The organism is uncultured Methanofollis sp., from assembly GCF_937919355.1.
Lineage (GTDB): Archaea > Halobacteriota > Methanomicrobia > Methanomicrobiales > Methanofollaceae > Methanofollis.
Map to the genome: position 1 here is coordinate 18,840 of NZ_CALFSA010000136.1, position 20,065 is coordinate 38,904.

At 58.8% G+C, this 20,065-nt stretch carries 14 protein-coding genes, 1 tRNA gene and 1 pseudogene; 12 read left to right on the forward strand and 4 right to left on the reverse strand.

Features of this window, described 5'->3' with window-relative positions:
• Positions 1-66 precede the first annotated feature (66 nt).
• The 3 genes and pseudogenes from Q0520_RS06465 to Q0520_RS06475 all read left to right on the forward strand — a co-directional run bounded on the left by Q0520_RS06465 (position 67) and on the right by Q0520_RS06475 (position 2,354).
• Complete coding sequence (locus tag Q0520_RS06465) at positions 67-1,959, forward strand: HAMP domain-containing sensor histidine kinase (RefSeq protein ID WP_298667790.1); 1,893 nt, start codon at positions 67-69, stop codon at positions 1,957-1,959.
• 95 nt (positions 1,960-2,054) lie between these two features.
• Positions 2,055-2,117, forward strand: a pseudogene (locus Q0520_RS06470) (addiction module toxin, HicA family); the annotation flags it as partial.
• A gap of 99 nt (positions 2,118-2,216) precedes the next feature.
• The gene (locus Q0520_RS06475; protein WP_342765244.1) at positions 2,217-2,354 is read left to right on the forward strand and encodes a type II toxin-antitoxin system HicB family antitoxin; all 138 of its coding nucleotides are present in this window, start codon (positions 2,217-2,219) and stop codon (positions 2,352-2,354) included.
• Positions 2,355-2,483: 129 nt separating this feature from the next.
• Here Q0520_RS06475 and Q0520_RS06480 read toward each other — a convergent pair.
• Positions 2,484-2,556, reverse strand: a tRNA-Gln gene (locus tag Q0520_RS06480).
• Between the two features lie 33 nt (positions 2,557-2,589).
• Positions 2,590-3,357, reverse strand: a complete 768-nt coding sequence (gene fdhD, locus Q0520_RS06485) for a formate dehydrogenase accessory sulfurtransferase FdhD (protein WP_298667793.1) — start codon at positions 3,355-3,357, stop codon at positions 2,590-2,592.
• A 258-nt stretch (positions 3,358-3,615) separates the two neighbouring features.
• Between fdhD and Q0520_RS06490 the strand changes: the two genes are divergently transcribed.
• The 3 genes from Q0520_RS06490 (at position 3,616) to Q0520_RS06500 (ending at position 7,820) form a co-directional block, all read left to right on the forward strand.
• Positions 3,616-6,285, forward strand: coding sequence for an aminotransferase class V-fold PLP-dependent enzyme (locus tag Q0520_RS06490; RefSeq protein ID WP_298667797.1), 2,670 nt, complete (start codon positions 3,616-3,618; stop codon positions 6,283-6,285).
• 271 nt (positions 6,286-6,556) lie between these two features.
• On the forward strand, positions 6,557-7,390 hold the full coding sequence (locus Q0520_RS06495) for a hypothetical protein (RefSeq protein ID WP_298667800.1): 834 nt from the start codon (positions 6,557-6,559) through the stop codon (positions 7,388-7,390).
• Positions 7,391-7,418: 28 nt separating this feature from the next.
• The gene (locus Q0520_RS06500; protein WP_298667803.1) at positions 7,419-7,820 is read left to right on the forward strand and encodes an NUDIX hydrolase; all 402 of its coding nucleotides are present in this window, start codon (positions 7,419-7,421) and stop codon (positions 7,818-7,820) included.
• A gap of 3 nt (positions 7,821-7,823) precedes the next feature.
• Here the strand turns inward: Q0520_RS06500 and Q0520_RS06505 are convergent, their stop codons facing one another.
• A complete protein-coding gene (locus Q0520_RS06505; protein ID WP_298667806.1) occupies positions 7,824-8,333 on the reverse strand; it encodes a type 1 glutamine amidotransferase domain-containing protein in 510 nt (169 codons plus the stop codon).
• 78 nt (positions 8,334-8,411) lie between these two features.
• Here Q0520_RS06505 and Q0520_RS06510 point away from each other — a divergent pair, with 78 nt between their 5' ends.
• Entirely contained in the window at positions 8,412-10,859 is a 2,448-nt protein-coding gene (locus Q0520_RS06510) for a plasma-membrane proton-efflux P-type ATPase (protein WP_298667808.1), read from the forward strand.
• A gap of 150 nt (positions 10,860-11,009) precedes the next feature.
• Here the strand turns inward: Q0520_RS06510 and xerA are convergent, their stop codons facing one another.
• Positions 11,010-11,939, reverse strand: a complete 930-nt coding sequence (gene xerA / locus Q0520_RS06515) for a site-specific tyrosine recombinase/integron integrase (RefSeq protein ID WP_298667812.1) — start codon at positions 11,937-11,939, stop codon at positions 11,010-11,012.
• A gap of 1,311 nt (positions 11,940-13,250) precedes the next feature.
• Here xerA and Q0520_RS06520 point away from each other — a divergent pair.
• The 5 genes from Q0520_RS06520 (at position 13,251) to Q0520_RS06540 (ending at position 19,972) form a co-directional block, all read left to right on the forward strand.
• Positions 13,251-13,781: a DUF5806 family protein gene (locus Q0520_RS06520; protein WP_298667815.1), complete on the forward strand. Its 531-nt coding sequence runs from the start codon at positions 13,251-13,253 to the stop codon at positions 13,779-13,781.
• A 2-nt stretch (positions 13,782-13,783) separates the two neighbouring features.
• On the forward strand, positions 13,784-14,536 hold the full coding sequence (gene mobB / locus Q0520_RS06525; RefSeq protein WP_298667818.1) for a molybdopterin-guanine dinucleotide biosynthesis protein B: 753 nt from the start codon (positions 13,784-13,786) through the stop codon (positions 14,534-14,536).
• 10 nt (positions 14,537-14,546) lie between these two features.
• The gene (gene glmM / locus Q0520_RS06530; protein ID WP_298667821.1) at positions 14,547-15,923 is read left to right on the forward strand and encodes a phosphoglucosamine mutase; all 1,377 of its coding nucleotides are present in this window, start codon (positions 14,547-14,549) and stop codon (positions 15,921-15,923) included.
• A gap of 198 nt (positions 15,924-16,121) precedes the next feature.
• Complete coding sequence (locus tag Q0520_RS06535; protein ID WP_298667824.1) at positions 16,122-19,697, forward strand: hypothetical protein; 3,576 nt, start codon at positions 16,122-16,124, stop codon at positions 19,695-19,697.
• On the forward strand, positions 19,694-19,972 hold the full coding sequence (locus Q0520_RS06540; protein ID WP_298667826.1) for an acylphosphatase: 279 nt from the start codon (positions 19,694-19,696) through the stop codon (positions 19,970-19,972). The genes Q0520_RS06535 and Q0520_RS06540 overlap by 4 nt, the downstream gene beginning before the upstream one ends.
• The last annotated feature ends 93 nt before the right edge of the window (positions 19,973-20,065 follow it).

A 20,065-nucleotide genomic window follows, 5' to 3' on the forward strand; every position in this document is an offset into this window, starting at 1 on the left:
AACAATTTAAAAAGGAATATATTATATCATGGCACTATTTTTCAACATTGTTCAGTGATGAGATAAATGGACGTATCAGGGATATTACCGGGAAAAAATAGTTCATTCAATAAAAACCTCCTGATCTGCGTCCTATTTATCATTGTCTTCGTCATTGCCCTTCTATCGTCGATTTCGTATATCGAAGTCCAGAATGAACTCATCGACAAAAACCAGATCCTCAAGGACGAGACTGCGATCAGTGTCACACAGTGGATAACCCTCGTCGACCAGGGACTCAAGATGTACGACGATACCCTGAACTTGGAGATGAAAGAGGGTTTCAAGGGCTTTGTCGACGAGTACGAACGCGCAGGGAGAGATCCCGGACAGATGGACCTTGCCGCGCTGAAGGAGGGACTCGACGGGACGATGGACCTCTACGTAATCAATAGCGCGGGTGTCATCGAATACAGCACCTACGCACCCGAAGTCGGCCTCGACTTCAAGAAGGTTCCGTACTTCTATGAATACATCACGGGACTCCGCAAGGGACACACGATCTCAACCGACCGGGTGGTGCGGGAGCAGTCGACAGGTGCGATCCGGAAATACGCCTACATGCCCTCCCCCGACCACCGCTATCTCTTCGAACTGGGTCTGGTCTCCGAGCAGTTAAAAGACCGGAAACTCGGGTTATCCTATGTCCAGACCGCCGAGTCCCTCAAGAATCTCAACCCCGACCTCGAGAGCATCAGGATCTTCGACACGATGGGGAAGGTCGTCGGGAACAAGAGTTACGTGATGGACCCGGTCCAGAAGACACGGGTCAAGAAGGCCCTTGACGGGAGAGAGAGCACCGTCTATCCTGACCCGGAGCAGAAGAAAGAATACCACTACCTTTACATCGACCTGCGCGATCCCGACTATGCCTCTGACATGAGCATGGTGGTCGAACTCACCTACACGACTTCTCCGATGGAGAAGAAACTTGTCGGCCTCTTTTTCTCGCACCTGACGATCGCCCTCCTTGCAATCCTTGGTAGCGTCCTGGTCTCCTACGGTGTCGTCAGTTATATTTCAAGACCGGTCTCCGAGGTGGTGGAGGACATCGACCGCATCGCACGGGGAGACCTCGACCACCAGATCAGGCACACGAGTGGTATCGAATTCCGTCGTCTCGAAGACAGCATCAACGCAATGGTCGTATCGCTCAAGGAGAACATCAAAAGGGCGGAGGAGTCGGAAGACGCACTGAAAAAGACCAATGAAAACCTCGAGGAGATCATCGACCACCGCACCGCCGCCCTCACGAAAGCGAACGAGGAAGCAAACCTCTACCTCGATATCATGTCCCATGACATCAACAATGCAAATACTGTCGCCCTCGGTTATGCCCAGATGCTGATCATGCGCCTTGCCGAGAAGGAAAAATACCAGGCCAACAGGATTGCACAGAGCATCATGAGGAGTTCGGAGATCATCCAGAATGTGGCGACGATCAGGTTGATCCACCAGAAGAACCTCCCCCTGGAAAGAGTGGACCTGGACACCGGGATCAGGAAGGAGATCGATCACCACCCCGACGTCGCCATCCACTACGAAGGGAAGAAGGTGCTGGTCTGGGCCGACGAACTCCTGTCAGAGGTCTTCTCCAACCTGATCGGGAATGCGGTCAAGTTCATGGACGGGCAGGGTGAGGTCTTCGTGAGAGTCGAGGATGAGGGAGAAAAGGTCCGTGTCTCGGTGGAGGACACAGGTCCGGGTATATCTGACGAGATGAAAGGGGTCATCTTCACCCGCTTCAAGAAGGGGACTAACAAGCGGAGCGGGAAGGGTCTCGGCCTCTACATCGTCAGATCCCTCGTTGAGAAGTACGGCGGCATGGTCTGGGCCGAGGACCGCGTGCCTGGAAACCCCGGTCTCGGGGCGGCGGTCCGCTTCACCCTCAGGAAGGCGCCTGACGACCCGCGGGAATAAGGGTGGTCTCGGTCTTCCGGTGGCGAGGAGGGCGAAGGCGGTGATGAAGCCCAAGAAGCGGTTGTCCTCCCCGGCGACGAACGACGAGGGCGGGGCGGATCACCGTCGCTGGTCATCCCTCTGAGAATCTTGCCCCGGGGACACTGAATAGTATTTTAAAACAGGCAGGACCAAAAGGGGGGTGGGAATGTATCGATATTTCATCGTTATCGAAAAGACAGAAAGGAATTATTCGGCATATTCTCAACCTCCGGTGCGTGGCGACAGGGAAGACACGGGAGGAGGCAGAGGAGAAGATGCAGGTCCCCATCGAGATGCATGTCAGGGGACTGATCGAAGACGGTCTCCCGGTGCCCGAGCCGCAGTCCTCCGCGTCCTATGTGACCGTGCAATAGACCACGCACAAGATCTCTTGATGTCGGGACCAGTGATCAGATGAGAGATCTCTCCAAGAAAGGTATCGCGAGAGACTCATAAACAGGCTCTTTCAAAAAATATCGAAGGTATCAAACGCCATGCTCTGATACCCCCGCCCGGATTCGAACCGGGGTCGCCGGATCCAAAGTCCTGCATGATTGACCACTACACTACGGGGGTGAACAGTCGGTACCTGTTGGCTTTCCAGATATATCATTCTGTTTTTTGACCCGCACCCTCCACCCTGCAGGGATGGCTGTAGATGTTCAACTTCCCTCCCCGCGCGAACCCCACGACCGTGAGTCCGGTCTTCTCCGCCATCTCCACGGCAAGAGAGGTCGTCGCACCGCGGGAGACGATGAGGGGGATGTTTGCAACGAGGCACTTGCGGACCATCTCTGAGGAGATGCGGCCGGAGGAGACGACATAGGTGCGGGAGAAGTCGACGCCTTTCCTGAGGCCGTAGCCGATCACCCGGTCGAGGGCGTTGTGTCTGCCGATGTCCTCCGCAACCGTGATCACCTCCCCCCGATCAAGGAGGGCGACGATATGGACGCCGCCGGTCGCCCTGTGGAGGTCTGAGGTGAGGACTGACTGCACGGCGCCGAGGACCCCGGCAGGCGTGACCGTGAGGTCGGAGTGGACCTTCGGGAGTTTTTCCGTGTCGATATACGAGACGCTCCCCCCGCAACCAGAAAGGATCGTCTTCTTCGTGCCGATGGACTTGAACGGGTTCGTCGTCAGGACGCTCACCCTGTTCTTCTCGATCCTGATCGACTCGATCTCCCCGGGACCCCTGATGATCTCTTCGGTGAAGAGATAGCCGATGACAAAATCCTCGAGGTCGGCAGGACTCATCATCGCAGTCATCGCATGCCTCCCGTTGACGAAGAGGGCCATGGGGACCTCTTCCACAACCTCATGAACAATCTTCTCGAATCTTTCGCCGTCAAAACGGACGCAGGATATTTTCCTGAACATACACCACTCCTTTCCAGCCCACGGGAGATTTTTCCGGGCAGTCGAACTTTTTATCGCCGTGTCGCCCCTCCAGGCATGCACCGGCAGGAGGACATGATCTGATCTACAGGTTCCTCCTCCACTGATATATGTCGGTGGCAGGCCCAGGAGCACTGCACCGGAAGACCGCCCGCGGCCGGAAGACAGGATATACATAGGAGGCATGCAGATAGTACGGCGCGATCATTCACAATTGTGAATGCCCCTCTGAGGACATCCATGAGCAGGAAAAAAGCGTATATGGGGCGTATGGAGGGCGAACCCCCGGTAAAAAAGGTCCTCTTCTGGTGCGAGCGCTGCAATGTCCCCCTGGTCGGGCCGAAATGCGGGTGCGGCGCCGAAGGGAAGAAGGTCCCTCTCCTCCAGCCCTATGACGTGCGCCCCGCACTGAAAGGGGACATGGCCCTCATCAGGAAACTTGTGCACGAGCAGTTCGGCAGCGTCCCCCTTCCCCGTGTCATGCTCCTGAACAAGACCGGCGGGGTCGACCGCGCCGACCTTGTCATCGCTCATGGCGGGCGTTTCGGGTGGCTCACCTTCGACCCCGTGAACCGGCGGTTCAATTTTGACATCGCCCCCGAAGCCCTCCCATATGTCCTCGGCCATGCAAGCAAAGGGATCGTCGACCTCGAGAGCGCCGCGGCCGCGGGCGAGGTCAGGGGGCGGATAGGTGGCAAGAAGTTCGCCCTCACCGCCCCGGCCCCTGAAGGGACGGTGATCGTGAAGTACAGGAACAGGTACGGCACCGGCACCGTGAAGGAGGGGCAGATCAGGGTGAAGGAGGTCGTGACGGTGGAGACACGCCGGCCTGCAAACCCGGACTGGAGCCTCGTCATCAGGCGGAACCATATCCACCTCAAGAACCTTGAGAAGGAGGCCGTCCGCACCATCCGCAGGCACATGAACGACCGGCCGACGGCGAACGTCTCCTTCTCCGGGGGCAAGGACAGCACCGCGGTCCTCCACCTCGCACGCAAGGCAGGGGTAGAGAAGGCATTCTTCATCGACACCGGCATCGAGATCCAGGAGACCATCGACTTTGTCGCCTCTCGCCCTGGCGTCGAGATCATAGAGAAGACCGGTGACTTCTGGCAGGCGGTGGAGAAAGCCGGACCGCCGGGGAAGGACCACCGCTGGTGCTGCAAACTCCTGAAACTCCAGCCCCTCAAACTCTACCTCGCCGGGGTCGGCCCCTGCGTCACCGTGCAGGGCAACCGGTGGTACGAGTCCTGGAACCGGGCGAGCCTCGAAGAGACGAGCCAGAACCCGGCAAACCCCCTCCAGTTGAACGTCTCCCCCATCAGGAGCTGGCGGGCGCTCGAGGTCTTCCTCTACCTCTGGTGGCAGAAGGTGGAGATCAACCCCCTCTACGAGATGGGGCTCGAACGCATCGGGTGCTTCCTCTGCCCCGCAATGCTGGAGAGCGAGTACGAGTTGCTGAGGGAGACGCACCCCGACATGGTGGCGCGCTGGGACGCCTTCCTCGAAGACTGGGCCGGAAAAAAGGGTCTTCCCGGCGAGTACTGCCGCTGGGGGCTCTGGCGGTGGCGCGCCCTGCCGCCGAAGATGCGGGAGGTCTGCAGGGAGAGAGGGATCGCCCTCAACGATGACTACAGCGTGCGTGCATCTGAGGAGAAGGTCATGCGACCTGCTGAAGTCACCCAAAGGGAAACGGCGTCCGCCCCCGCGGTCAAGGAGGAGGGATTCCCGGTGGCGAGGATCCGCGGCGACTTCCCCATCCTGGGGGACATCGTGTACCTCGACAGTGCGGCGACGAGTTTCTCGCCCGAGGCGGTGGTCGGGGCGATGGTCGAGTTCGAGCACCGGTACCGTGCCAATGTTGGCCGGGGCGTCCACCGTCTCACCCAGATCGCCTCGCAGCGCTACTGGCACGCCCACGAGAAAGTGGCCGCCTTCATTGGCGGCAGGAACGGAGTCACAGTCTTCACGAAGAACACCACCGAGGCGATCAACATGGTGGCGCAGGGCCTCCCCTGGAAGCCCGGCGACCGCGTCGTCACGACTATTCTGGAGCACCACTCCAACTACCTCCCCTGGACGCACCTGAAAATGCAGGGTGTTGAGGTCGTCGTCATACCGGTCAGACCAGACTACTCCCTCGACCTCGACGCACTCAGGGAGGCGGTCGAGGCCGCACCGACGCGCCTCGTCGCCGTCACCCATGCCTCCAACGTCCTCGGCACCGTCACGCCTGTGGAGGAGATCGCCCGGATCTGCCATGGGCACGGCTCTCTCCTCCTCGTGGACGGGGCGCAGAGCGTCCCGCACATGCCTGTCGACGTCGCCCGCATCGGCTGCGACTTCTTCTGCTTCTCAGGCCACAAGATGCTCGGGCCGACCGGGACCGGTGTCCTCTGGATGAAGGAACCTATCCTTGAACCAACAATGCTCGGGGGCGGCATGGTCGAGACCGTCACCACCGACGGTTTCACCCCGGCGGCAGGCTACCAGCAGTACGAGGCCGGGACGCCGAATATCGCCGGCGGCATCGGCCTCGGGGCGGCGGTCGGCTACCTGGAGAAGATCGGGATGGAGGAAGTGAGGCAGTACGAGGAAGAACTCACCTCCCGCCTCATCGACGGGTTAAAGGGCATCGAGGGGGTGCACGTCTACGCGGCTGAAGACCCGGCGGCACGCATAGGGGTGGTCTCCTTCACCATCGACGGCCTGCACCCGCACGAGGTCGCCCGGCGCCTCGACGAGGATACGGAGATCATGGTGCGGTCCGGACACCACTGCTGCATGCCCCTGATGGAGCGCCTCGGCCTCCCCGACGGGACGGTGCGGGCAAGCCTCGCCCTGTACACCACCAGGCAGGAGGTTGACCTCCTCGTCGCAAGCGTTGCGGAGATCTGCCGCGGGATCTGAATAATATTTTTTTTTGGCTGAGCGGAGAAAAACCTCATACGGGGGTGAGGATCCGCTTTTCTTCCCGGTAGTTCCAGGGAGTTATTTCGAAGATTGCCATACACCTCCCTATCCTAAGTGCGGGGGATCCGGGGGCGGCAGTCCCCCGGAAGAGATACAGACACACAGGCACTTCAGACAGGAATACTACAGAGCACTTTTCCTCTACCCTCAGGGCTTCTCCCCATCCCCCCGCCGGAGGTATCTTCTCCCCACGGACAGAGACGGTGCTGTGCAGATCACAATCCTCGGCGCCGAGTCCCTCGGGGCACGGTCGATGGCGACGGTCGTCGAGGCGGCGGGGAGGACTGTGCTCATCGACCCGGGCGTCGCCCTCGCCCCGAAAAGGTCTGGTCTTCCACCCCATCCCCGCGAGGTGGAGGCGGCCGAGAGGGTGAGGGAGGCGATACTCTGGTGGTTGCCGCGGGCGACCGACGTCGTCATCACCCACTTCCACGGCGACCACATGCCCCTTGCGGACGCCGACCCATACCAAGTCTCCCTCTCGGCCTTCGCCCTGCCGGAGAAGTGCCGGGTCTGGGTGCCGGGGGAGGAGGGACACCCAGGGCGGTCGCGGGCGCGGCGCAGGGCTCTCGTGCAGGCCCTCCACCGTCCCATCCCGTCCGCCGGGGGGAAGGACGATGGCGTTGTCGCCTGTTCCAGTCCCTTTCCTCATGGCGGGGGAGGCGGAGGGGTGATGATCGTCGCGGTGAGGGAGGGGGACGCCTGTTTCGTCCATGCCTCTGACACGCAACTCCTCTCCTCTGAGGCGGTCGCGACGGCCCTCCGGTGGCGGCCGTCAGTCGTCTATACCTCGGGGCCTCCCCTGTACCTCCCCGGGGTCACCTGGACAGAGGCCGACCTCGCCCATGCCCATGCCACCCGCATTGCGGCGGCGACCGACACACTCGTCATCGACCACCATCCTCTCAGGGGGGAGGGGGGCCTGCGGTGGGTCGAAGACGCGGGAGGGATATCGGCCGCTGAGTTCATGGGCGTCACCCCCGCCCTCCTTGAGGCGCGTCGCCGCGACCTCTGGGGGCGACCGCCCGCAGGTATTTATTGATCCCGGTGGATACCACGCCGGGGAGGACATGATGACGGAAGACACGGTGCTGACCTTTGTGCGGGCGATCATCACCGACGAAGAGGGAAGGGTCCTCCTTCTCCGGCGTGCAGAAAGGTTGAAAAAATATTCAGGTCTCTGGGAACTCCCCGGGGGCTGGGTGAGGTCGGGAGAGGCTCTTCCCTCGTGCCTTGAGCGCACGGTCTTCGAGGAGACCGGGCTGACTCTCGACCTCTGCGGGTGCAGCGGGTCCTGCGAGTCGGTCTGGGAGGGAAAGACAGAGGTCCACCAGATCTGGGTGGCTCACCCGCAGAGGAAGGATGTCCGCCTTGCACCCGGGCATACGGCATCGACCTGGGCCAGTCGCGACGAGATCGAGATGTTCAGGACGGTCCCCTGGCTGATGGACGCAGTCAGGCAGGTCTTCTGACCATCACTTCAGTTTTTTCAACGACTCCCTGACGAATGCCGGGATGTCGGCCGGTTGCCTGCTGGTGACGAGGTTTCTGTCCACGACGACCTCGGCGTCGATATAGTCGGCCCCCGCATTCCGCAGATCCTGCACGATCGACCTCCACCCGGTGACTCGCCTCCCTTTGAGCACCCGCGCCGAGATCAGGAGTTGCGGCCCGTGGCAGATGGCAAAGACAGGTTTTCCGCTCTCCATGAAAGCCCGCACGAACTCCACCGCATGGGCGTCGCCCCGCAGGATATCAGGGGAGAAGCCGCCGGGTATGAGGAGGGCGTCGAAGTCGTCGGGCGTCGCGTTTCTGACCGCCCTGTCGACCCTCACCTCTGTCCCCCCTCTCTTCCCCATGACTGTGGCCCCGGCTTTCAGGCCGAGCCGAACGACCTCGTGGCCTGCCTCTTCGAATGCCTGCACAGGTTTTGTGTACTCGGAGTCTTCGAACATATCCGCGATCAGGACGGCAATACGACCCATGATGATCTCCTGCCCGGCGCAGTGCCGGGCAGGCGAAGATAGGAGAGGTGATATATAACACATTGTCGAGGGGAGGGCATGGGCAGGGGGGAGGCCGGCGATATTTCCGGGGATGAGGCACAATCGGCATCGGTGGAGGACCTCCAGAAACGTCTGTCGACCGGGCCAGAGGGTCTCACGACGGAGGAGGCAACGCGGCGCCTCGCCCTCGCCGGCTATAACGAGATCCCCGAGCGTGAGGTCGGGCCTCTCCGCCTTTTCCTCGCCTATTTCTGGGGTCCGATCCCCTGGATGATCGAGGCCGCCATCGTCCTCTCCGCGGTGCTGGGCCGTCTGGAAGACCTCTTCATCATCCTGGTCCTCCTCCTCGTCAATGCGGGGATCGGTTTCTGGCAGGAGGACAAGGCCGACAACGCCATCAAACTTCTCAAGCAGAAACTCGCCCTGCAGGTGCGGGTGCTCAGGGACGGCGACTGGAAAGTCGTGCCGGCCAGGGAACTTGTCCCCGGCGACATGATACGGCTCAGGCTCGGCGACATCGTCCCGGCAGATGCGAAGATCGCCGGCGAGGGATATCTTGTCATCGATGAATCGGCACTGACCGGCGAGTCGCTGCCGGTCACAAAAAAAGCAGGCGAGATCGCGTATGCAGGGACCGTGATCAGGCAGGGGGAGACCGAAGGTCTGGTCTTTGCCACCGGCACGAAGAGTTTCTTCGGTCGGACGACAGGCTTCGTCGGAGAGGCCGTGACTCCAAGTCACTTCCAGAAGGCGGTGATCAAGATCGGGGACTACCTCATCGCCCTGGCCCTTGCCCTGGCCGCCGTGATCATCCTTGTCGCCCTCTTTCGTCATGAGAGTCTTGCCGAGACTCTCCAGTTTGCCCTTGTGCTGACGGTGGCGGCGATCCCGGCGGCCCTTCCCGCTGTCCTGACGACCACCCTCGCCGTCGGGGCCATGGCACTCGCCCGGCGCGAGGCGATCGTGAGCAGGCTTGTCTCCATCGAGGAGATGGCCGGCGTGGACGTGCTCTGCGTCGACAAGACCGGCACCCTCACCAGGAACGAACTGACGGTCGCGGAGGTGGTGGGTTTCGACGGTTTTTCCAGGGATGAGGTGCTCCTCCTCGCCCGCCTGACTTCGCGGCAGGAGGACAACGACCCCATAGACAATGCGGTGATCGCGCGTTTTCAAGATACTCCCGGAAGCGAGACAGACACAGCGGCCATCAGGGTGACGGAATACACTCCTTTCAATCCGGTTGACAAGCGCGCGATGGCAACACTGGAGAGAGAGAACGGGATCCGCTTTATGGCGGCAAAGGGTGCGCCCCAGGCAATTTTCGCCCTCACCGGCGGCGGTGGCGACGATGTGGAGGGCCGCGTCGCCGCCTTTGCCGGGCGGGGCTACCGGACCCTCGGCGTGGCGCGGGCCGATGCTACAGGGGTGTGGCGGTATGCCGGCCTGATCGCCCTGTACGATCCGCCGCGGGATGACTCCGCAGAGACTATCAGGAAGGCGAGGACAATGGGCCTTCAGATCAAACTCCTCACCGGCGATCACATTGCCATCGCACGGGAGATCGCAGCGAAACTCAACCTCGGGACCGGGATCGCCGGGGCATCGTCCCTCACAGAGGTCCCGGAAAAGGAACACAGCCGGATCATCGAAGACTCGGACGGTTTCGCCGAGGTGTACCCCGAACACAAGTATGAGATCATCACCGCACTCCAGGAGGCCGGGCACATTGTGGGGATGACAGGAGACGGGGTGAACGACGCTCCTGCCCTGAAAAAGGCCGACGCGGGGATCGCGGTCGCCGGCGCCACCGACGCGGCGAAGTCCGCGGCAGACATCGTCCTGACGCTGCCGGGGATATCGGTCATCATCGATGCTGTCACCGAGAGCAGGAAGACGTTTCAGAGGATGTCGAACTATGCGATCTACCGGATCGCCGAGACAATCAGGGTTGTCTTCTTCATCACGGCGTCGATCATCGCCTTCAACTTTTATCCGGTGACCGCTCTGATGATCGTCCTTCTCGCCCTCCTGAACGACTTCGCTATCATGACGATCGCCTTCGACCGGGTCGTCGTGCCCGCCAGGCCGGTCAGGTGGGACATGAGGTTGCTCCTTGGCATCTCAACGATTCTCGGGATATATGGTGTCTTCGAGTCATTCGGCCTCCTCTATCTCGGAAAGGAGGTGCTGATGCTCGACCCCGATGTCCTCAGGTCGTTTATCTATCTGAAGCTCTCGGTCGCGGGTCACCTCGCCGTCTTCGCCGCACGGACGCAGGGGCCTTTCTGGTCGGTGCCGCCGGCGGCACCGCTCTTCCTGGCTGTCGTCGCCACGCAAGGAGTCGCGACGCTCCTCACTGTCTATGGTATCCTCCTTCCGGCAATGGGGTGGGGCCTTGCCGCCATCGTCTGGGGCTACGCCCTTGCCGGTTTTCTTCTCCTTGACGTCATCAAGCTCGGCGCCTACAGACTGCTCGAACATACCGGGATCGTTTTCAGTCGATGAGGTCAGCACATATAGCAACATAGGGTTTATGTGTGGGTCGGGGCCAATCCCCGGACACTGTAACGCAGTCAGGAGAAGGAGATCAAAAGAGAATAGAAAGAAATAATCCGGTTATAGGGCGCCCCCGTCAGAGACGAGGACACACAGAAATTAATCCCGCCCCTCGTCATGCGAGAGCGGGAAGTACTGCCGATACACCGCCTGCCTCTCGTCGAGGTCGGTGTGCAGGTAGATCTCGGTTGTCTTGATAGAGGCATGGCCGAGGTTCTCCTGGACGACACGGAGGTTCTTCGAGCGCCGGTAGAGTTCTGAGGCATAGGAGTGCCGGATCTTGTGCGGCGTGATGCCGGGAGGGGCATACTTTTCGAAGATATACTGGACTGTCCGGGACGTGATATGGTGGTCATTCTGACCCACAAAGAGGGGCCCCACAATCTTATTCCCGATATAGTCCTCCACCTCCGCGAGGGTGCCTTCGTCGACGAACACAGTCCTGATTTTCCCCCCTTTTCCAAGGATCCTGATCGTCCCTTCGTCGAAGTCGATATCACCGACATCGATTGCACAGAGTTCGGAGACCCTGACACCGGTGGCGTAGATCAGGCGGACAATCAGGTGGTCCCGCGGTTTTTCGATAGACTTCAGCAGGCGCATCACCTGGTTGTGCTTCAGGTATTTCATTTCCTGCTCCTTTATGCGGGGCCTTGCGGTGCCGGGCATTGGATTGACGGTCACGGCCCCTTGCGTGAAGAGGTATAGATAAAATGAGGAGAGAGCAGAGACGAACTGGCGGATAGATGTTGGTTTATAGGTCTGTACAGACGTCAGGAAAGAGAGGAAGTCGGTGACCAGAGCACGCGACACTTCCACCCCGGTGTCAAGATGCGGTACCTCAGAAGAGAGCCACGCAGTCCTGAGGGCATCTGCATCGTCCCCGCCGTCCTGCCGCCTGAGCCAGACATAGTGGGAGAATTTTTTCAGGACCCGGGCATATCCATCAAGCGTATTTTTCGAGTAATTCCGCATCCTGAGGTAGTCCATGAAGGCTTCAATCCACTCCGAAAAATCTCCGTCTACCATTGATTATTCTTTCAGATCTCGGATATAATAACTTTTTCGCATAATCACCATTATGCGAAATAAGAATCCGGGGATAGGAGCCCTATCACAGACCCTCTGACCTGTCGCCCACCTGAACATCCATTACCCCAGGACCGACAAGAGGGGAGAGGCACATAAGGCATGGGCGGCGTTAAAAGGCGCGTTAGACACCAGAAAAAGAAGAGATCATAAAAATCACCACAGGGATGATTTTGAAAGAGATCAGGATGAATGATACCGCCCACCGATAGAGAAGGCAGCAAATTGCCGTGAAAACACGAGGAAATTGCTTAGATACCCAGAGAGAATAACCCGGGAAAGACAGTACCTCATCCAGGGCATCTTAGGAGAACAAAAGAGGGGGAAAGGGAAACATCAAAGAACCAGTGCTTGACAACCATGTTGAGAATAAAAAGAGAATAGGCATACAGAAAAGAGGACATTCACGGGGAATAGGGGGCGGTCCCCCATATTCCCGTCAGGCGGGACGATAGAGTGCGATTGAGTTGTACTCCACCACATTTACAAGGTTCAGGATAACAGGAGGCCCAGAGGCGGACCGGGACTCCTTGTATGAACATCTGAGGGGCACCAGATAAAGGGATGCCGTGCGGGGAGAAAGTGAAGGCCGCGCAACGGGCAGACAGGAATCCATAGTTGAACAGGCTCAGGACCAGAGAACAGGTTGTGGAAAAATAATTTCTGGCAGATCACAAGCACCAGTGAGCGCGAGAATTTTATCAACATTTAAGGAAACCCTGCAGTCACGTCAGGATGGGTGAAGGCCCACGCACCTTCATGGGAACTACGGGGGCAAAAACCCGACCCGGCACAATATCATGGGAATAGATCCGGGTTCAAAATAAATTTCCATACGTGTTCAAAGTGCCACGGGCACATTCAGGAGAAGGCCGACTTGCATCTTCCTAAGGTTTGAGTGACTATCGGCCTTCGCTCCAGGGACCAGCATTCAAAATATGGTCTGGCAGGTCCACCACAAGGACATTTCTCTCAGGAACCCACACCAGGATCAATCGCCCCAGATCCATGAGAAACACATGGGCCCATCAGAAGTGGGACGACCGATCCGGACCGGCAGGGAAGTCTAAGAAGACCACAACTCACACAGGGCGTACGCGAGGCCGGCCTGCCCCCGAAAACCATGCCATACATACCACACGTACGGTACATAAACCGTATGATGCTATATGCAAGAATCGACCTCGAAGGCCCGGTAGCAAGAGACAGACCGGTAATCTTGATACCCGGGAAAACCAATCCCGTAATTAAATGAGCGATCCTGCAGACCGCACCGATGAGATCAACAAATACCGGAAGTTCAAGAAGGTTGAGGGCTCGACCTACCGGCGGGTCAACCAGTTCCTGCGCAAACACACCTACATCACTGCGCGGGAGTGGGCAATCGCCCGCCTCTGCGCGGACTTCCAGACCACAAGCGGTGCAGAGATGACCTTCATCGGTGCGCACCTGCCTGAACTCGTCCCCTTCATGACCGAGCCCTACACCCCACAGGCAGTGAACCAGGCCCGCAATGCCTTCAAGAAGAAGGTGAGGATGGCCGGGGCCACCTTCTTCTACGGAGCGATGTGCGGGTTCTTCACACCCGAAGAACTCGACGACGTCCTCTTCGAGGCGAGCGAGGTGGCCCGCTTCCTCATGGAGATCGAAGGCACGGCCCTGGAGATCGACGACGAGATCGAGATCGAGGACCGGGTCGCTGAGGTCATGAAAAACATATCCCGCGCCTCGTCTGACCTTCTCAAGGAGCGGATAAGACAGGCGGAAAATGAGGAGGAGTAAAAATGAAGATCATCCAGTTTGTCGGGAGGTCGAACTCCGGCAAGACGACATTTATTGAGGGATTGATCAGGGCCCTCAAAGAGAGAGGGAGTGTCGCCGCCGTCAAGCACCTCGGTCACGATCGATACGCCCTCGAAGAGGGGAAAGACACGACGAAATATGCGGCGGCGGGCGCCGACCGCGCCGTCGGCATCGACGATGTCAAGGCCGTGACCACAAGCCAGAGCCCGGCCCTCACCACCGTGCTCACCGAACTCTGCGACGCGGGCATTGAATACTGCATCGTCGAGGGCTTCAAGACCATCCCCTTCCCAAGAATAGTGATAGGGGATCTGGAATCGGAGAACGTCGTCCTGAGGAACCCGACCACCAGGGAAGTCATCGATCACCTCGGTGATTTCGAAGATTTTCAGACCATGCAGGGCATCGTCAGGGAACTGCGCCGGGCGTACCCCATGGAGAGGGCAGGGGCCATCCTTACCTTCAACGGCATTGTCAGGGAACTGACCGGCGACGAACGTACAGAGTACCTTGATTTCCCGGCCGACATCGACACCCTCATCAAAGACCTCCAGGAGGAGGCCGAAGAGACGTCGGGAGTCATCGGCGCCAGGTTCTACCACAGGAAAGGGAGGCTGTACGTAGGGGAGGACATCACCTACTTCGCCATCCTTGCCGAGCATAGACAAGAGGCCTTCACCGCGATGGCGCAGGCGATCGACCGCCTCAAACGCGACGTACATGATAGAAAATGAAGGGATGCACATGAGCACAGAAAGAGTACAAAAACGGATCTTCGGGACAAACGGCGTCAGGGGCGTCATCGGCAAGGACATGACCCCCGACCTCGTGATGAGGATCGGCAAGGCCCTCGGAACGATGAGAAAGGGACGGATCGCCGTCGGGCGGGACACCAGAACATCGGGCGAAGCCCTCGCCGCAGCCGTCTCCGCCGGCCTCATGGCGACGGGATGCGAGGTCGTCGACTGCGGCATCCTCCCGACGCCGGCGCTCCAGTACCTTGTCAGGGAACACTTCGATGGCGGAGCGATGATCACCGCCTCCCACAACCCACCCCAGTACAACGGCGTCAAGGTCATCGAACCTGACGGCACCGAGATGGGCGACGAGGAGACCCTGAAACTCGAGGAGATCCTCTTCTCAGATACCTTCAACGAGGTCTCCTGGGAGGAGGTCGGCAGCAAGAAGTACGCCCCTGACCTCAAGGAAGAGTACATCGACGCGATCGTCTCCCACTTCCCGCACGGCATCGGCGTCGGCATGACCGTCGTCGTCGACCCGGGGTCAGGGCCAGCGGCAGACACGACACCGGTGATCCTCTCCCGCCTCGGCTGCACTGTCCACACCATCAACGCCCAGAAAGACGGCCGCTTCCCGGGCAGACTCCCCGAACCAAGCCCGGAGGGTCTCGCACCCCTGGCAGAACTTGTCGTTCAAACCGGCGCAGCCTTCGGCGTCGCCCATGATGGTGACGCTGACCGCGCCGTCTTCGTCGACGACAGAGGGAGATATGTGGAGGAGAACAGGGAGTTCGCCCTTGTCGGTATTTATGCCTGCAGGAAGAAGAAGGGACTCGTCGTGACCCCGGTCTCCACTTCGCTCATCGCCGAGGACATTGCCGCCATGCACGGTTGTACGGTCGAGTACACCCCGGTCGGGAGTATCTATGTAGCGAGGTGCATGCGCAAACTCCTCAGCGAAGGGAAAGAGGTTGCATTCGGTGGCGAAGGAAATGGCGGGCTCATCTATCCGGACCACCAGTTCTGCCGCGACGGAGGTATGACGGCCGCCACCATGGTTGGCCTCCTCCATGCCGAGGGTAAGGCCCTCTCAGCACTCCTCGACGCCCTGCCCACCTACCACATCATCAAGGAGAAGGTAAAGACGCGGGAAGCCGAGGCCGTCGTCAGCGCACTGAAGGAGCAGTATGTCGGGGAGAAGATCGACTGCCGGGATGGGATCAGGATCAACAGGCCGGGCACCTGGGCACTGGTTCGCCCGTCAGGGACAGAACCGATGATGAGGGTTGTCGTTGAAGCACAGGTCAAGGAAAACGGGGAACGCTTCTTCAAGGAGATCATGGCTGTTGTCCGGGCGGCCGCACCCGATCTCAAGCCATAACCCATATTTAAAAAAATATAAAAATCGGGATCTATTTTTTTATTGAACCCCGATTAACCATGTGATATAGAAATCCAGTGATAGTACCCGGGCAATAGACGAAATAATCTTTGATTTTCTTTTGCGTAATGAATCTCAAAAGTTACTATAGGGAATGTTTATCTACTATTATCTGAATATATTCAGTCAGGATGAGCCGTGCCTGCAACTGAGATAGATATTTTAAAAAGAATACATCAGGTGGTCGCGCGGGGGGACCAGGGAGAGATTGAGACCTTACTCAGTGACATCTCCGAGATCCCCAAGAGGAAAGAGAAAAAGGAGTTACTTGAAGAAATCCATGCCACAATCCTCGAGACCGCCTTCAGTGAAAACCATCCGGAACTGGCAAAAATCCCGCTTTCACTCCCAAAAAACGATGTCTTTGAACACATACTACACGCCACCCGGATCTACATAGACACCAAGGACAGGGCATGGCTCCAGGCCGTCTACGACCTCTCAAACTCGCTCGACAGGAAGAGTTCACAGTCGATCATCCTCGCCGAGGTGACGAAAAACCTCATCGAGGCTGGTGTCGACCGTGCCGACGCCGAGTTGATCAAGGTAGGCATGGAGGTCTATCACCAGATCAGCTTCAGGAAATACCGTTCGGCCATCCTGATGGACATCGTCCCTCTTCACATCGTCTGGAGTGTCACTATCAGGGACACCACACTTCTCACCGAGGCTGCAGTCCTCATCGAAGGAATAGGAGATATCTCGAAGCGATCTCTCCTCCAGAGTGAAGTCGCCAAGGCGATCGGGCGGATCGGCGTTGCCACGCGCGACTTCGAACTTACCATCAGGGCGCTCAGGTCAGCCGCCGAGATCAAGCAGAAGATCAGGCGGACGAACTGCATCGCCTACATCGTCAACCAGACCTGGAAGTCACCCCTCAGTTCACAGGTCTCAAATGTTATGGATGTCCTGAAAAAACTGGACGACCTCTCCGAGTCAGAGATCGCTGAAGTCTCCGCATCCATGGCCGAAGAGATGATCGCACGGGACCACGACAAAGGAGCGGTCGTCACCACCCTTGAAACGCTGGTAAAAGCCTACCCATTCACTCTCCAGGGCATCATCACCGAACTCCTGAAGGCAGCGGAGAAGACCGGCGACCCGTATTACCTTGAAGCGGGCCTCAAATTCAACACGCGCCTTGACCCCTCCGAAGAGGTCCAGATCAGGGAGGTCGTCCGGGCCAGCATCGCCGTCGTCGAGAAGACAGGCGAGGCCAAGTTTATCCTGGAGATCGTCCCCATCGTTGAGGAAGCGATCTCCGGCCCGAAAGCCTTCTCCATCTACCTCTCCCTTGTCCACACAATGCTTGAACGCGGTGCGTTCGGCCATGCCATCGATATATTCGGGAGGATCACCTCCTTCACCGAGATCGCCCAGATGGGGAACCAGTTCTGGGACACCACCGTCCTCCTGGTGAGCACAGGAGTGCTGCGAGACAGGGTCGACGACGTCAAAACCCGTGTCTTCGCACGGATGGACACGGAGACGAAGGAGAACCTGATCCAGCGGAGTGTCACTGACATCTGCAAAAACAACCCCTTCAACGACATTGTCCGGCACATCCCGTCCCTTGTCGCCCTCTGCGGCCTTCACAGGCGGCGCGATGAACAGTTGCAGATGGCTATCGACCTCCTCATCGAAAGACAGTTCATCGAATCCCTTGACCCCTCATACCTCGTCGAGATCGCCAGGAACATCAGCAACCCCGCGACAAGTGGAACCGCCGTATCGAGGATCGTCGCAAATATCGCCGACTACGGTGTATCCCACAGGAACAGAGATTATCTCCAGCGGGCCGTCGGTCTCACCTGTGAGATCAGGGAACAGAAGATGCGGTCTGAGGCGCTCTGCAGCATCATCGACCGCGCCGCCGACCTTGCCGTCTACCAGGGTGACCTCACTCTCCTGAAACGGATGCGTGGTTGGACCGACCCCCTGCTCGAGAAGGAGTATGGTCTCTACACCGCCGGCAACATCGTCCGCGGCATGGTCAAATACGGCATCGACAAGGTTGCCCCCCATGCCCTGGAAAATGCCTACCAGGTCGCACGGGAGATCGAAGACCCCTCCCTTCGCCAGCAACTCCATGAGCAGATCACCGAGGGTTTCATCAGGGTCGGGTGCCTGATGATGGCCGAACCCCTCACCGCCGAGAAAGTCGACCTCCTAGAGAACCGGATCTCGGTCTTCAGGCGTGCGATCGAGATCCTCCGGGAAACGGTGGTCGAAAGGCGGTATTCCATCAGGATCGCACGGAGCATCGACATCATTGAGGAGTACGTCGGCGCTGCCCGGAACCCCTACTATGCCATCCCCCTTGCAATGTTTGTCCTTGAGATCAGCAGCGGCGCGGAGAGAGACGCAATGATCGCACGTGTCATCGTCGATTTCGAAGACTACCTCGATGACCTTGCCTCCACCGATCCCTATGAGATGATGGCATTCATGCTCGCCCGTCTCGAATATGCGCGGGGTTCACCTGACGTAATGGAACTCACCCGCCTTCTCCTTCTCCAGATTGGGAATTTATACACACGCAACTCGGGGATGTGCACCCTCGCCGAGGGATATCTCAGGATCAACGACACAGACAGGGCAACGGCAATCCTCGATAGCATTCACAAAGGGATTGAAGAGATGGAGATCCCCCATGAAAAAGCCCTGATCCTCTCTGACCTTGCGGGGTTGATGGCACGGGTAAACACTGAGGATGCCTACTCCTGCTTTGGTGAGGCCCTCTCCCTCCTCCCCCGCGTCGACCCGGAGATGGGTGGCGTCGTCAGGAAGCACCTTGTCTTTGCACTTGTCAGCCTTCACGCCACTGAACCACGGGAGGAGAATATCACCAGCGTCAACGACCTGATCACAACCATCGACGACCCGGTCGACTATGTGAACTCCCTTGTCGCAGCCTTCGGCATGGTCTCCCAGGGAGGAAGGACGGCAGAAGTTCTCGAGAAGATCTATGATGGTATTGCGGCTATTCCCTTCCCCTACGACTGCGCCTCCATGCTCATCTCGGTCGCTCCCATCGCCGAGAAATACGGACAGGAACGTGACGCAGAGATGCTCCTCGGAGAGGCCGACAGGATCTCCGCAGAGATCCAGATCCCGGTCGTTGCCGCGATGGTGAAGAAGGGTGTGAGCCAGATGTTCCTGATGCTCGCCGCAGCCAGAAAAGACGAGAGCCTCAGGGCCAGAGCAATTGACGCAATCAAGAGCATTGATGATGAGATCATCAGGAACCGCGTCTTTGTCCAGATCGGGGTCAACCCGGAGACACCGATATCCGACCCGGCATATAACAGGCTCATGGACGCCGCACAGGAGATCATCGATACTGCCACTCCACGCCCAGACACCTCTTCCCTGGAGTATCTCATCGAAGGGATTTCAGACCGTGCACAGAGGGCGCGGTACTGCTTCGAACTCTACCTCCTCTTCCGCGACGCCGGCAGAGAGCGTCTTGCCGACCATATTCTTCTCATCGGGATCGACGAGGCGAGTATCATCAGGCCGCTATCCCGGCGGGTACATGTCCTCTGCGATATCGCCCTCTCTCTCCACGAAGCCGGCGAGAAGAAGAAGAGCCGGGACGTCGTCGGGATGGCAGTCAACGCCGCCACAAACATCAGGCAGGATGACCTGCGGGACGAGGTCTTCAACGATCTCGACGTGGTGATGCGGATACTCCAGGAGGAGCGGACATGAAGACGATCCAGATGGTCGTCTCGGGAAAAGTCCAGCATGTGGGGTTCCGGGCCTGTACAAAGAGGATTGCCCTCAGTCTCGGTGTCTGCGGCGCGGTGAAAAACCTACCCGACGGCACGGTCGAGATCACTGCTTCGGGAGATCAGGCGATCCTGGACAAGTTCATTGCCATGATCCATGCCTGTCCCCGTGTCGTGATCAGGGAGGTTGAGGTGAAGGCCCTGCCTCCTCGTGCTTTTTCCGATTTCTGTATTCTGCGCGAGATCAGTCAGTGACTGCTCCCCCTCCTCTCGTCGGGGGCATCCTGGGTTACCCCTGAGATTGCAGTCCCGATCTCATAATATTGATCGCCGCGTTCTGGTCGCGGT